Origin of the sequence: Veillonella sp. LMAG:90 (genome assembly GCF_008679445.1) — a bacterium.
Classification (GTDB): domain Bacteria; phylum Bacillota; class Negativicutes; order Veillonellales; family Veillonellaceae; genus Veillonella_A.
Window position 1 is genome coordinate 1712561 of the sequence record NZ_NAND01000001.1, and the last position, 13794, is coordinate 1726354.

Sequence of the window (13794 nt, forward strand, 5' to 3'; positions counted from 1 at the left end):
TGTATATTCTCAAGCATCTTTTATTACCGAGTAATATATATACTGTTTTATATGCTTACGTCATTATAGATGTATTTTTATACAATGTCAATAGTTATTTAATCATATTTTGGTAAGCCCGGGCTAATCGCTTCACTGCTTCAGTTAAGTCATCCGGTCCAAGGCCGGTAAAATTAAGCCGCACATAGCCTCGTTCCGGTTTATTTACAAAAAACGGAGTGCCCGGAATTACCAAAACCCCGGCTTTTATGGAATTTTGAAAAAATTCATACTCAGCCACATTTTCCGGTAAGGCCAGCCACAAAAAGAAGCCCCCTTCCGGCACGGTAAATGTGAATTCAGGCAACAATTGCTGCAAACCGGCTACCAACGTATCTCGTCGTTCCTTATATACCTTATTCATTGACGCCACGTGACCATCGTAAGAATATATATTCATAAAACCGGCCGCCAATGCATGATCCGGCAAGGAACTATGTATATCGGAGCATTCCTTAACCAAAGAAAGCTGCGTCATAATATCTGCCCGGCCTGCTACCCAACCGATTCTTAGTCCCGGGCTCAAGGTTTTAGACAGGCTTCCCATGAAAAGAACTTGTCCTTTCGCATCATAAGCACTAAGCGCTTTATGATATTTGCCGGTGTAGGTAATTTCACCGTAAGGATTATCTTCTAATATAATTACATTATATTTTGCAACCAAATCCATAAACTCACGGCGTCTTTTATCAGACCAACAAAGGCCCGTAGGATTCTGATAGTCAGGAATTACATATATCGCCTTAATGGTGGAATCTGTTTCAAGAGACTTTGCCAATAACTGTAAATCCATGCCTTCTTCGTCACAAGGAATCCCCTTGAGTGAAGCACCCGTCATAGCTAAGCAATTCTTAGCGTCAATAAAAGTGGGATCTTCTACCAACACGGTATCACCCGCTTCTAAAAATAAGCGAGCTGCCATATCCAATGACTGCATGGAACCGCTGGTTACCTGAATTTGGCCGGCCTCAATATTAATGCCGTATTTAGTCATAATACGACTTAAATGGCGGCGTAATTCCAAACCGCCCAAACCGTCCCCATATTGTAGCACTTCACGCCCTTCTTCTTTAAATACTTTAGCCGCTACAATACTTAATTCTTCCACCGGGAATAATTCCGATGCCGGAACACCTTCACCGAGTGACAAAATGCCCGGCACCGTTTTAGCCTCATCCTTTAAGGCCGCAATGGCGGAACGCTCCAATTGAAGCGCCCGCTTTGCATATAATTTTGTGTAATCCATTTGTATCACCTGTCACTTAAGCCGAATAATTATTGAATGTCACCAAACCATTTTTGCTGTAATTTATCATATTCGCCGTTAGCTTTTAATTTTTCAAAAGCCGCATTCATTTTATCCAATAGCTCTTTATCATCCTTACGAACCGCAATAGCTACCGTATGATCTTGTAAGCCAACCGGTACAATTTTTAAATCTTTCATGTTTAATTTTTGAATGTAATATTTAGCTACCGGTTCATCGAGCATGGCAATCTGAATATTGCCGGCTTCTAAATCTTGAAGCATAGTGGTAATAGCGTCAAACTCTTTAACCGTTGTACCCGGTTTTTCCTGCGCCAACATAGCACCGGTAGTTCCGATTTGTGCGCCTACGGTTTTACCGGCAATATCCGCTTCACCGTTAACATTATTGGTATCTTGACGAACCACCATAACGAGTTTTACATGATAGTACGGTGCTGTGAAATTAACTTTAGCCTCACGCTCTTTTGTCACTACAAGGCCGGATGCAATAGCATCAATCTGTTTACTTTGCAAGGCTGGGATCAAACCATCAAAAGGAAGACTTACAAATTTTGATTCATAGCCCATTTCTTTAGCCAAGGCATTACTTAAATCTACGTCAAAACCTTTATAGGTGTTATCTTCGGCAAACTCAAACGGCGGATACGTAGTTTCCGCACCAAATGTAATTACCTTTTTGTCAGAAGCCGTGTCACTGCCGCAACCCGCTAAAACACCGGCCGCTAAACCCACTGCCATAAATAAGGTTAACCCTTTTTTCCAATTCATAATGTTCCTCCTCATTTCACAAAACATTGTGTAATAATACTACAATTTTATACTACCATGTAAATATACAAAAAGGTACTATGCTAAAATTTTAGCGCTTGTATTGCTAAATATTTTTACATAGTACTTCCTGTTGCTCAAATGTATTGGCTAAGGTAATTAGAGCACAACATTTAATTTAACGATTTGCCCTGATTTAATCAGTTACCGGACCATTCAGTCGGCATATCAGCAGGGGCATCAGTTTTGAACCATTTCTGGTAAATAGCGTTCAATTCGCCATCTTTCTTCATTTCGGCTAAGGCTTTATTTACAGCTTCCTGTAATTCTTTGTTGTTTTTAGCAAATGCGAAGCCAAAGTATTCTTTCGTATTAGGATACGGAATTACTTTTACATCACCTTGATGTTTAGATGCATAATATTGTGCTACCGGTAAATCAAGTACGGCTGCATCAACGCCACCTTTATTAAGTTCTAATAAGGCATCACTGCTGTGGTCAAACTGTTTCAATGTTGCATTGGCAATTTTGCCGGCTAAATCAGCACCGGTGGTCCCCATCTGAACAGAAATGTTTTTGCCTTGTAAATCTTCTAATGTATTAATAGGCGAGTTACCTTTAACTACTACGGCCATACCGGATTCATAGTAAGGAGCGGCAAACAATACTTTTTCGGATCTTGCTTTCGTAATCGTCATACCGGAAGCCGCCATATCAATATCTTTATTGCCAAGACTTGGAATCAAAGCATCAAAGGCTACATTTTTGAACTGCACATCGGCGTTCATCTTTTTAGCAATTGCTTTTACCATATCGATATCGAAACCGGTTAAATCTTGGGAACTTTCATCCTTAAATTCAAACGGTACAAATGTCGCATTAGTACCTACTTTAATCACTTGTTTGCCATTGGCAGCTTGACCGCTGTTCGAATCACTGCCGCAACCGGCCACCAAAGCACCCATGGCTAATACCGCCATACCTGTTAACATAATTTTCTTCATCTTCTGTGTAAACATAATTCCATCTCCTACTCTTCTTCTTGTATAATCATGAATTCAAACTCTCTCTCAACTGAGTTTCTCTAATTGGTATGACATGATTATACATAACCTTGCATAAATAGTCAATAGCTAAATGTATAAAAATTCAGAAAATTTTGTATAAAAATAAAAGGCAGCCCGAAAGCTGCCTTTTTACATACGGCTGACCTGGTCTTTGCCCCCACACTCGCCTACTGGAAGGTTCGCTCCTAAGCCCGTGGCTCCCCACTACTACTCCTCTCGATTTTATCGGTAGGTCTTACATCTAAGCCGCACCATGCTCATAATGTCGTTGCACTACTTACGTGGATCGTTTTGCCTGCGACTGGCCTCGACTTTCAACCACAGACCCGTATGAAGAAATTATACGCAAAGAATTTTACTTTGTCTATATAAAAATGATATGGCAAAAATATTTATTTTCCTTGATACTTTAGGTTGTGAAAGTATTCAATCTTTACAATTCCTTTACTTACCGTATTCTCTTTTAGTTTCTCATAAATCAACCATACATCTTTCAATTTTTCAACAACTTGCTATACATAGATAGCAACGTCAACCTATACCAAAAAATTCCTAAATATTGTATAATGTGTTTACTTGTTAAATGGGGACACAAAGGGAAGGACTCAGTATTATGTTTATGTTATCTTTAATGCAGCCATCGGGCTTATATGAATTGGAAAAAGATAGCTTAGAAGCTATCAGTGCCCAGCTCCTGCAGATGATTCGCATGAAAAGCTACGAGCTATATACACACTCCATTAATGTAGCGAATCACTCTGTCAGCATTGCCGCAAAACTAGGGCTACCGGCCAACGAAATAGAACAAATCAGACATGGCGCATTATTGCACGACTTGGGTCTTATTATGATGCCCTCTGCGGTTTTAAAAAAAGCGCCATTCTTTAATCGTCAGGAATTATCTAAATATCGTCAGCATCCGGCAAACGGGGCAAACATGATTGAAAACTATCCATGTTGTCAATCGATTATCCCCTACATCCGATACCATCACGAGCGTTGGGACGGTTCCGGATTTCCTAAACACTTATGCGGCAGTAATATTCCACTAGGTGCTCGCATCATCGCCATTGCCGATTACTATGATTCCGCTATTAATCCGTCAACGGAATCCTGGTCTAAGAGTAAAAAAACGGCTAAACAGGAATTATTCAGTGGTTCCGGTATTTATTTCGATCCTGATTTAGTCAAAGCCTTTATTGAAATTATCGGCTAATACAATTAAACGCCATTATATTCGTTCATATAATATAAGCCCAATGACAAGAAACAGTTCTCGCTAAAGCGGGAGCTGTTTTTTTAATATTTACTCTTACATCACTGTAGAAATCTTGTATAATAATAACATCAATAATAATGTTATCTTAGGGAGATATATCAATGAACTATTATAATGATATAGAAGAAAGATTGGCTCAACAATATCTTACACTAGGCGTTGGCACCAATAAAATATGCACTGATTGTCACCAAGATTCAAATTTATCCATGCCTATTGGTTGCTGGTGTGTTGGGTCTAATTTTAATAACCACCAAAAGCGTATTTTATTCGTAGGAAAAAACGCCAGAGGTAATCCTGGCGCAATTGAAAATAATTTTCGTAATACCTTTCAATATGCCCGTGACAAGCTATGGAACAAACGCTGGGCATATTGGAGCTATACCCGCGCTATTTCGCAAAAAATATTCAAGAATGATTCTATTGAGAACATTGCTTTTACCAATATAGTAAAATGTAACAGTTCAGGAGGAGTAGATACTACTTCTGATTCTATAAAAAATAATTGTATATTAAAGTTAAAAGTGCTTCAAAACGAATTACAAATCATCAACCCTACACATATAATTTATTATACTTCCTATTTTTATGACAATTATATTCCTAATGTCTTTAACAGCTTTACTATTAATTACAATGGTATTAGGTCTATCGGAAAAAGAACAATGCCTTGGCAAGAAGCAATTGCGACTCTAGGCAAACAAACCTTTTATGTGCTTCGTGTCGGACATCCTCAATATAAGGAAAAAAGTAGCTTTGTTGACGAAATCTCTAATTGGATTGAAAATACTTGATATTAAACTACATAAATTTCTAATGGCCCCCAGCCAATGTAACCCCTACTATATTTTTAACCTTATACGTCTCTTTCAATACTTCCGCTGCCGATTCCAAGGTGGCTCCGGTTGTAAAAATATCATCCACCAACAAAATTGACTTACCTTCTAACTGACCGGACTTAACAAGAGGTTCCATCGCCTTAAACGCATTGACCATATTGGCCTTACGTTCCACACGCCCCAAGGAAAACATAGCCTGTGTAGAGTCAATCTTCTCCAAGCAATCCAGCCAATACCAACCAAGCCAACTTGCCCAATTTTTAAATAAAAGATCAACCTGATTATATCCTCTTATGACACGCTTTTTGGCACTGACAGGAATAGGCACCACATAGTCAGGCTTAAACGAAAGCTTGTGAACCGGGTCAACCATAAACGAATACAAAAAAGGAGTGGCCCATTTGACCCGCTCCTTTTTTCCGTGGAATTTAATATCTCCCAATATGCTTTTAAGTCCCTTGTCATAATGACCGATTACATAGACTTCGCGAAGTGCGAGACCATCCAAATCGGTAACGTGACGCACATCGTACAGTTCATTAAAACAAGCTTCGCACCATTCCCCGCGGTGCCATACTTCCGTACCGCAACCGGGACAGGTAGGCGGAAATACAAATTCACTCCAATGCATTAATATTCACTTCCCCTTAAGTGCATTGCTACAAATCCCCAAGCTGTTTCATTACAATGTTTTTCAGCTTATCTATTTATCAAAAATTATATCAGTCCCTGTAAACGTTCTTTAAATAAAGTATACCTTGTAGTACCGCTTTGTGTCGTTACGGCTCGTTGCACCGCCGATTTTGTGCCCACCAAAATTACTTTATTACGGGCTCGTGTCACGGCCGTATACAGAAGATTGCGTTGCAGCATCTGATGATAGGTCGGAATAAACGGAATAATGACCGTGCCGTACTCACTGCCTTGGCTCTTATGAACCGTAATGGCATAAGCAAGCATGAAGGAACTCATATCCTCCATCGGCACATGCACTTCTTTATCCATAAAGCGTATGCACACTTCTGTTTTTGAAATTGAAAAAATGACACCGATTTCGCCATTAAATACTTCCAATTCGTAATTATTCAGGACCTGAATAACTTTGTCACCGACACGATAGGTCTGGCCGTTAATTTTAACGGCACTGCGCGTAGCCACCTGTGGATTAACCGCTGCCTGAACCGTTTTAGAAATAGCTACACTACCGGCTCCCCCGCGGCGCATTGGTGAGATAATCTGCACATCCAGCTCATCATCACACTCAGCTAATGCTTCACGATACAAAGCTACCACACGATGCATCATGTCGGTCACACTGTGGACTTCAACAAATCTAAATTCACCTTCTGAAGTCAATTCCGGCATATCCCCTTTATTGATTTCATGGGCATTCGTTACGATACGGTTTCCCTCTTTTTGGCGGAAAATCGTATTCAAACGAACGGACGGTATAATTTGACTATCCAATAAGTCACGCAGAATAAATCCGGCTCCGATTGGCGGTAACTGATCCACGTCACCGACGATGACCACATAGGCATTTTCGGGAATAGCCGCTAACAGTGAATAATATAACTGAACATTTAACATGGACGCTTCATCCACGATAATGACATCCGCTTCTAATAAATCATCTTCGTTTTTAGTAAATTCATAAGAATCACTGCCCTGTATCGGCATCAACATACGATGAATCGTGGTGGCTTCATAACCGGTTGCTTCGGTAAGGCGCTTGGCTGCGCGTCCCGTCGGTGCACATAGAAGAATACGATTCTGCGGCGTCTGTTGGAACGCTTCCACCAAAGCTTGAATAATCGTTGTTTTGCCGGTCCCCGGACCGCCGGTAATTAGGGAAATTTTATTTTGTAAAGCAAGGGCTATGGCCTCTTTTTGAGCATCCCCCAGCTGCAATCCTTTTTTTACTTCAAAGCCGGCAATAAAAGATTCTAAATCGAGGGTAATCACATCGGAATCGGCCATGAGATTTTGCGTCAAATAAGCGGCGTCCGATTCGGCATTATAAATATTCGGCGAATAAATATAGAGTAAACCATCATAATCAGTGGCTACAATCTGACCAATGTCCAAAAGTTCTTCCAAGCGTGCTGCTACTTCATCGGCAAAACCGCCGAGCATATCAAAGACCATACCGATTAACTCATCGGCGGGCATACAGCTGTGACCGTTATCGCCGATATTCTTTAAGGTGTATAGAATAGCCGCCTCAATACGCCGCTCATCATTCGGTTCGATTCCTAAAGAATTGCGCAAAGTATCACACATAGAAAATGGGATTGAGCCATCTACTTCCATTAAGCGGAACGGATTATCTCGCAATACATCGATGGCCGCACCTCCGTAAGTCGTATATAAAGTGCGGCTCCAACGCGAACTAAGGCCTGCTTTTTCCAGAAACCGATTGATTTCCTGAAGCAAACCTTCGCCGCGTAATGCATTATACAATTCTTCTTTTACACTTTTACGTAAACCGGGAACTTCCAATAAAGCTTCCGGATCTTCGGCGCGTAAGATATCAAGAAGGGCTTCCTCAAAATAGGCAATAATTTTATCCACCGACTTCTCGCCCAACCCTTTAACACCTAAATTGATCAGGTATTGCTTAGCGCCGTATAAAGTATCCGGTTTTAACCGTTCCAAGGTGGCCGCCTCAAATTGGCGGCCATATTTTTTATGCGTAATATAGCGACCGGATAGTTCCAAATCGTCCCCTTCTTTAGGGGCTTCTAAATTAGCTGTGCAAACAGTTCGTTCTTCATTATAATCTTCCAATAGAAACACACAGTAGGTATTGGTTTCATTCTGATAAATGAGCCGTTGCACAATACCTCGGAGCGTTTCCATTAGCGAACCACTTTAGGCAAAGCTTCTACGATTTGATCCACTGCGTCCGCAATAGTGCTGGCATTCTGCACTTTTACATGGCTGACTTTTTCATATAGTGGATAGCGCTCTTCGTAAAGGCGGAAAATATATTCAATACTTTCCTTCAATAATGGGCGAATTTCCATATCCAAATCATCGAGAATCTGGGTTACATCGCGATGAATAAACACCACAAAACCGGATTCGCGCATGAGTTTTACCGTATCTTCTGATAATACAGTGCCACCGCCGGTCGCAATAACAGCCGGCATTTTGTGATTTACAATGTCTGTAATAGCTTCAAATTCATCTTTACGGAATGCTTCTTCGCCATCATAAATAATAATATTCTGAATGGATTTACCGGTTTTCTCTTGAATCACCGCATCTAAATCGTAGAATTCCATCCCCTGATGTTGTGCCAAAGCCTTACCAACCGTAGTTTTGCCGGCACCGGGCATGCCAATCAAAAAGATATGCTGCTGCATGTGTTGTTTCTGACAAGTCTTGCTAATATCTAAAATAGAATTTACAAAGTTATTTACATAGCCTTTCAAATCACCGGCCTGTACATAGCTAAGAGATTTAGCCAATACTTCTTGCTCCCGTTCCGGTTCGTAAATTCCAATATTTTCCTGTTCTTTAATTTTGGCGATTTCCAAAATCACTTTCAAACGTTGTTCAAATGTCGTAATGAGAACTTTATCTAATTCATCAATTTTCTGACGTGCTTCTTGTAAATTCATAATAACCTCGTTTCTCATATAGCTGTGTCCAATAAGTATTGCCTATAGCTTCCAATAAGTATTGGGTTATATTTGGAGAAGAACATTTGTATCTTCTCATGCTCTTATATTTTACCATATTCCCCTGCATTCTTATAGCCTCTACCATGAATTTCCCATTGCGGCAAAAATAAACGCTTCAAATTTTAATCAACTCGGAAATTTCTTCCCACTTGATAATCACAAACTATATTTTTAAAAGAATACTTGATAGCAAAATGACCTGAATATCATCACTGCTTTTTACAGCCACCGAAGATACTCAGGTCATCATTTACATATTCAGCTATTATATACAATACGACTTTATATACAATACAACTTTATATGCAATACATCGTTATTTTAAATTTTCTTTTAACACATCTGCAATGCGTTGGATTCCGTCACGAATAGTAGCTTCGTCGTTGCAAGAATAATTGAGTCGGAAGAAATTGGTATTACCTTCCGATGTGAAAAATGCTTCGCCCGGTACGAAGGCAACTTTACGTTCGATACATTGTTTTAAAATATCACGAGATTTAAGCTGTTCCGGTAAGGTACACCAGATGAAAAGCCCTCCTTCAGGATAAGTATGGGTAACTTCCTTAGGGAAGAACTCATCAATAGCTTTAAGCATAGCATCACGGCGACTTTTGTACAATTTAATGATAGATTGTACATGCGCATCAAAATCGAAGTTTTGAAGCCAAGTTTCGCAAACACGCTGTGAAAACGGTGCTGTGGATAAGTCCATATTCTGTTTTAACAGATCCAGTTTTTCGATAAACAATGGATTGGCCGCAATCCAACCGAGACGGAAGCCCGGCGCAAAGGTTTTAGAGAAGGTCCCTAAAGAGCAAACCAGATTCTTCGTATCAAAGGTAGTTAAAGACGGTAAGTATTCCCCTTCATAACGAAGTTCACCGTACGGATTATCTTCAATAACCGGTACTTCAAATTCATCCACCACTTCCATGAATTCTGCACGGCGTTCACGGGTCCAAGTAATACCGGTTGGGTTTTGGAAGTCCGTAACGATGTAGATTAAGCGCACATCATGCGTTTCCAAAGCTTTGCGAAGTTCGGAAATAATCATCCCTTTACCGTCACCGGGGATTTCAACAAAATTAACCTGAGTCAAATTAAAAGCCGTAATGGCACCCAAATAAGACGGTTTTTCTACAAGAACCGTATCCCCTTTATTACAGAATAAACGACATAACATATCAAGACCCTGCTGGGAGCCGCAAGTGATTAAAATATTGTCTTTCGTATACTGTGTTTTTACAATTCGATTCATGCGCTTCGCAATGCTTTCACGAAGCGGTTCATACCCCAATGATGGTCCATATTGCAATGCTTTACCGGCATCACCGTTCAGAACGAGCTCCGTAGCTTTCTTAATTTCTTCGGCCGGGAATGATTCCTCGGCCGGTAAACCGCCGGCGAAGGAAATCATATCGGGCTGCGCAATGAGTTTTAAAATATCTCCTGTATCTGAGTGTTTGATTGCATTAACCGGGTCTGAAAAACGTATAGCCATAATATAACCTCCTTAAAATATTGTGCTTTTTATCTTACTCTTATCATCGCAAAATGTCAACCAAAAGAATACATGAGTTTATCCTATGCGGATATTTTGTGATAAATTGTATTAAAAATTTTAATAAATTAGCTATTTTAAGAAAAACTTACCAGAATTTTAATAAGTATATACAAAAAAAACACCATCAAAGTTCTAAGCTTCAATGGTGTTCTTAAGAAATTTTATTTTATTTTTGTTTGAAAAAATCTTTGGCCGCTTGTTCATCAATTTTCATCTGCTTTATCAATTCATCAAGTGAATCAAAACGTTTCTCCGGACGTAATAACTTCCAAAATTCAACGGTCGCTTCATAGCCATAAACCATTTTATCAAAATTAAACAGATGGACTTCAAAACGATGGTATTGGTTTTCAAAGGTAGGATTATCACCCAAATTGCCAACCCCTTCGTACCACTTACCGTCAATAAATACGCGATTTACATAAACGCCGTCAGGTGGCAAAGTCAATTCCTTTGGATATAAAAAATTTAGTGTCGGAAAGCCGAGAATACGACCACGACGGTCCCCTTCAATGACAGTACCTTTGAACATGAAAGGACGACCTAATAAAGTATTAACCAATTCAAAATGGCCCACTTTGACAGCTTCACGAATTAATGTACTGGATACATGTTCCTGCACTTCATTACATTTAGCCAAAGTTAAAGCATATACTTGAATCCCTTTAGGCTCAACTAAGGCTTTAATCACATCCGGAGTGCCTAAGCCGCCGGCCCCAAAGGTAAAATTCTGCCCTACGACAAAGGCTTTAACTTCATTATGAACAGTTAAGGCCGCCACAAAATCATCCGCCGTCATAGCCAGCAATTCCTTGCTCATAGGCAGGCGTAACACATAATCAACACCTAAGTCGATTAATAGCTTCGCTTTTAATTCTTTTTGCAATAAAGCACTGGGACAACGTTCCGGTCTCAGGATATGCAAAGGATGTTGATCAAACGTAACCACAACGGTATAGGCCGCCTGCTCCTTTGCCTCCGCTACCGCCCTTTGTATAACCGTCTGATGACCTTTGTGAAGTCCGTCAAAAGTCCCCAAGGCATACACAATATTAGATTGTAATTGTTGTAACTCTGCAAAGGATGTTAAGATCTTCATACATTAATCCTATTAAAAAATATTTTTAACTACTTTTAAGCCTGTGTCAGTACCGCTTACAATACCGAAAAAACCGGCATCATTATAAGCACGATATAACCGGTCAACTTCACCATGAAAACCGTCTATTTTAGTATACGGCCATTGCTTACCTTGTTTCAAGGCTATAAAGCCATTTTCTGAAACATTTACGGGTTGTAAATGCATCAATGCCGAATCGGTAGCACCTACAAGGGCTTCACCTTTTTCAGCCAATTCTTCCGCCGTAACCGCCTTGTCGATGGTATATTCACCAACCGCAGTGCGAGCCAGTTGTGTCATGGTAGCCGGAATACCGACTCTAGCCTCTATATCGCGCAGCAAAGCACGAATATAAGTACCAGCGGAACAAGTAACGCGAATGGTAAAATACGGATAGGCATAGGCCAAAAGAGTACATTCCGTAATTTCAATCGTTCGAGCCGGCAAAGTAAACTCCACACCTTCACGAGCCAATTCATAGGCTCGGCGGCCGTTAATCTTAATGGCGGAGTAAATTGACGGGGTTTGGTCCTGCTTACCGGTAAACGAAGCTACTATAGCTCCCAGCTCTTCCCATGTAGGAATAGTGGTAGGCGTTATTTCCGCTTGTAACGGATTGCCCGTAATATCTTCCGTATCCGTACCGTAGCCAAAGCGACCTTCTGCCACATAGGTTTTTGTCATGGATTCCGTAAACTCAATGATACGTGTTGCCTTACCTACAAAAATCGGCAAAACACCATATGCCAAGGGGTCCAAAGTACCGCTATGGCCGATGCGACGCTCTTTTAACAAACGCCGACAAATCCCTACGGCATCATGACTCGTTATGCCCGGCGGTTTTAAGAAAGGAAATACACCGTCCATTAGCCAATCACCGTTAAGAGTTGCTCGATGGCACCGTCAATATTGGCCTGAATCGTACAACCGGCTGCTTTCACATGACCGCCGCCGCCGAAATGATTGGCAATGGCATTCACATCGGTGACCTTGGCACGCAAGCTGACACGAGTTACATTAGTATCCACTGCTTTTAGCAAAATAGCAATATCTACCGTATCTACATTGCGAATCAAATCGACATAGCCGTCCGTATCATCGCCTACTTTAGCCATTAAGGCTTCGTCGAGAGCCAACACGGCGACTTTACCGTCTTTATAAAAACGAATAGTCTGTAAAGCCTCTTTCATCACTTCAATACGAGCAACCGTAGTCACTTCCACATGTTCGGAAATAACATTCGGCTTGGCACCGTTCTTAACACAAAGTGCCGCCATATTTAAGGTGTTCTCAGTTGTATTGCTGAAGCGGAAGAAACCGCAGTCCGTAGCAATGGCCATATATAATGCATTGGCCATCGTTTCCGTAATCGGCCAGTTCCAGCTTTCACACAAGTCAGTTAAAATCTCACCTGTTGCCGCAAATTCGGGCAACAAATATAAACCGGCCGCAAAATGACTGTTAGAAATATGATGATCGATATTATAAATCGGGGCTTTACATAATTCGCCGACCCGACCGATGCGTTCGAACGTGCTGGCATCCAATACGAGCAACATGTCCGTTGTCCAATCGGTCATAGTTTCGATGGAATGAATTTTATCCACAGGAGCCAAAAAGTTGTACTTTTCTGGAATGATGTCATCCACAACCATAGTGACGGTCTTACCTTGTGCCGTCAAAGCTTCATAAAAAGCTAAGAGTGACCCCAAGGCATCGCCGTCCGGATGAACATGAACTGTCAAAATAATATTTTGGGCTTTATCTAAAGCAGTTTTTAAAGCCTTCTTATTTATCATCGCCATGTTTGGCCTCATCCTTTTTGATGTCATTGAGTAAAGACTCAATGTGCATACTGTAATCTAATGAAGTATCGGCGTCGAAGAAAATTTCCGGTGTATAGCGCAAATGCAATACTTTGCCCAGTTCGCTGCGAATATGGCCGGCTGCATGACGCAAAGCCTGCAAGGACGCTTTTTTCTCTTCGTCTTTACCGAACAGACTCACATAAATAGTAGCCTGACGTAAATCGCCCGTCACTTCTACTTCGGTAACGGTAACGAAGCCGATGCGCGGATCTTTAAGACCACGCATCAACATGCCGCTTACCTCTTGTTTAATAAATTCCTGTAACTTACGTACGCGAACGTCACTCAT

The 13794-nt window shown here is 40.8% G+C and carries 13 protein-coding genes; 2 read left to right on the forward strand and 11 right to left on the reverse strand.

Annotated features, from left to right (window positions below; translation table 11 throughout):
• Positions 1–94: 94 nt before the first annotated feature.
• The 3 genes from CCC71_RS07590 to CCC71_RS07600 all read right to left on the reverse strand — a co-directional run bounded on the left by CCC71_RS07590 (position 95) and on the right by CCC71_RS07600 (position 3095).
• Positions 95–1285, reverse strand: a complete 1191-nt coding sequence (locus CCC71_RS07590) for an aminotransferase-like domain-containing protein (protein WP_296333403.1) — start codon at positions 1283–1285, stop codon at positions 95–97.
• A 29-nt stretch (positions 1286–1314) separates the two neighbouring features.
• Positions 1315–2076, reverse strand: a complete 762-nt coding sequence (locus CCC71_RS07595) for a basic amino acid ABC transporter substrate-binding protein (RefSeq protein ID WP_021841393.1) — start codon at positions 2074–2076, stop codon at positions 1315–1317.
• Between the two features lie 200 nt (positions 2077–2276).
• Positions 2277–3095, reverse strand: coding sequence for a basic amino acid ABC transporter substrate-binding protein (locus tag CCC71_RS07600; RefSeq protein ID WP_156704914.1), 819 nt, complete (start codon positions 3093–3095; stop codon positions 2277–2279).
• 661 nt (positions 3096–3756) lie between these two features.
• Here CCC71_RS07600 and CCC71_RS07605 point away from each other — a divergent pair.
• Together CCC71_RS07605 and CCC71_RS07610 are read left to right on the forward strand one after the other, a co-directional pair.
• The gene (locus CCC71_RS07605) at positions 3757–4359 is read left to right on the forward strand and encodes an HD-GYP domain-containing protein (protein WP_021841395.1); all 603 of its coding nucleotides are present in this window, start codon (positions 3757–3759) and stop codon (positions 4357–4359) included.
• 164 nt (positions 4360–4523) lie between these two features.
• Positions 4524–5216, forward strand: a complete 693-nt coding sequence (locus CCC71_RS07610; protein WP_021841396.1) for a uracil-DNA glycosylase family protein — start codon at positions 4524–4526, stop codon at positions 5214–5216.
• 19 nt (positions 5217–5235) lie between these two features.
• Here CCC71_RS07610 and CCC71_RS07615 read toward each other — a convergent pair whose 3' ends face one another.
• The 8 genes from CCC71_RS07615 to rbfA form a co-directional block, all read right to left on the reverse strand.
• Positions 5236–5892: a ComF family protein gene (locus CCC71_RS07615; RefSeq protein WP_021841397.1), complete on the reverse strand. Its 657-nt coding sequence runs from the start codon at positions 5890–5892 to the stop codon at positions 5236–5238.
• Positions 5893–5978: 86 nt separating this feature from the next.
• Entirely contained in the window at positions 5979–8123 is a 2145-nt protein-coding gene (gene recD2, locus CCC71_RS07620; RefSeq protein WP_021841398.1) for an SF1B family DNA helicase RecD2, read from the reverse strand.
• On the reverse strand, positions 8123–8890 hold the full coding sequence (locus CCC71_RS07625; RefSeq protein ID WP_021841399.1) for a shikimate kinase: 768 nt from the start codon (positions 8888–8890) through the stop codon (positions 8123–8125). The genes recD2 and CCC71_RS07625 overlap by 1 nt, the downstream gene beginning before the upstream one ends.
• Positions 8891–9269: 379 nt before the next feature.
• A complete protein-coding gene (locus CCC71_RS07630) occupies positions 9270–10454 on the reverse strand; it encodes an aminotransferase-like domain-containing protein (protein ID WP_021841400.1) in 1185 nt (394 codons plus the stop codon).
• A 229-nt stretch (positions 10455–10683) separates the two neighbouring features.
• Positions 10684–11616: a riboflavin biosynthesis protein RibF gene (gene ribF / locus CCC71_RS07635; RefSeq protein ID WP_021841401.1), complete on the reverse strand. Its 933-nt coding sequence runs from the start codon at positions 11614–11616 to the stop codon at positions 10684–10686.
• A gap of 12 nt (positions 11617–11628) precedes the next feature.
• Positions 11629–12504, reverse strand: coding sequence for a tRNA pseudouridine(55) synthase TruB (truB, locus tag CCC71_RS07640; protein ID WP_247240066.1), 876 nt, complete (start codon positions 12502–12504; stop codon positions 11629–11631).
• Positions 12504–13442 (reverse strand): DHH family phosphoesterase, encoded by a 939-nt coding sequence (locus tag CCC71_RS07645; protein WP_021841403.1) that lies wholly within the window; start codon positions 13440–13442, stop codon positions 12504–12506. Before CCC71_RS07645 ends, truB begins: the two co-directional genes overlap by 1 nt.
• Positions 13426–13794 (reverse strand): 30S ribosome-binding factor RbfA, encoded by a 369-nt coding sequence (rbfA, locus tag CCC71_RS07650; RefSeq protein ID WP_006556878.1) that lies wholly within the window; start codon positions 13792–13794, stop codon positions 13426–13428. Before rbfA ends, CCC71_RS07645 begins: the two co-directional genes overlap by 17 nt.